Source organism: Streptomyces sp. NPDC004658 (assembly GCF_040609555.1).
Classification (GTDB): domain Bacteria; phylum Actinomycetota; class Actinomycetes; order Streptomycetales; family Streptomycetaceae; genus Streptomyces.
The window spans coordinates 1-1,053 of the sequence record NZ_JBEXKG010000447.1 but is presented as its reverse complement, the minus strand read 5'-3'; the positions used below and the strand labels follow the sequence as shown (position 1 = coordinate 1,053).

General features: G+C 70.6%; 1 protein-coding gene. It reads left to right on the top strand.

From position 1 onward, the window contains the following. Positions 1-69: 69 nt before the first annotated feature. A partial coding sequence (locus ABZV94_RS42055) for a DUF3533 domain-containing protein (protein WP_356350458.1) occupies positions 70-1,053 on the top strand: 984 nt, incomplete at its 3' end.

The window sequence follows — 1,053 nt, the reverse complement described above, 5'->3', positions numbered from 1 at the left end:
CCACCCCCTCCTTCAGCCATTCGGCCCGGCCCGACTGCGTGAACATCGGGCACCCCGGACCGTGGTGGCATGACTTTCGCTGACGAGGTGAAGAACGCCGTCACTCCACGGGCCGCACTGCTCGTCATCGGCGTACTGGCGCTGCAACTGCTGTTCATCGCGTCCTATATCGGAGCACTCCACAACCCGAAGCCCACGGACGTCCCCTTCGGCGTCGTCGCACCTCAGCAGGTGTCCACCCGGCTCGTCACCGAACTGGAGAACCTCCCCGGCGACCCCCTGGACCCCCGCTCGGTCACCGACGCGGCCACCGCCCGCCGGCAGATCCTGAACCGCGAGATCGACGGCGCCCTGATCGTCAACCCCAGGGGCACGACCGACATCGTGCTGGTCGCCTCCGGCGGGGGCACCGTCCTGGCCACCTCCCTGACGAAGATCATCAAGGAGGCCGACCTCACCGAGCACCGCACGGCACGCGCGGTGGACGTGGCCCCGGCCTCGAAGCAGGACTTCGACGGGCTCTCCTCGTTCTACCTGGCCGTGGGCTGGTGCGTGGGCGGCTACCTCTGCGCCTCGATCCTGGCGATCAGCGCGGGCAGCCGTCCCGCCAACCGGCAGCGCGCGGTGATCCGGACCGGCGTCATGGCGCTGTACTCGATCGCGGGCGGGATCGGCGGCGCGATCATCATCGGCCCGATCCTGGGAGCCCTGCCCGGAAGCTTCTGGGGGATGTCGGGCCTGGGCGCGCTGACCGTCTTCGCGGTCGGCATGATCACGCTCGCCCTGGAGGCGCTCACCGGCATCGTCGGCATCGGCCTGGCCGTCCTGATCGTGGTGATCGCGGGCAACCCGAGCGCGGGCGGCGCCTTCCCCCTCCCGATGCTCCCGGACTTCTGGCGGGCGATCGGCCCCGCCCTGCCACCGGGGGCCTCCACCTGGACGGCACGCTCGATCGCGTACTTCAGGGGCAACGCGGTGACCGGACCGCTGCTGGTGCTCTCCGCGTGGGCGGTGGTGGGCACGGTCATCACCCTGCTGATGGCGATGCGGAAG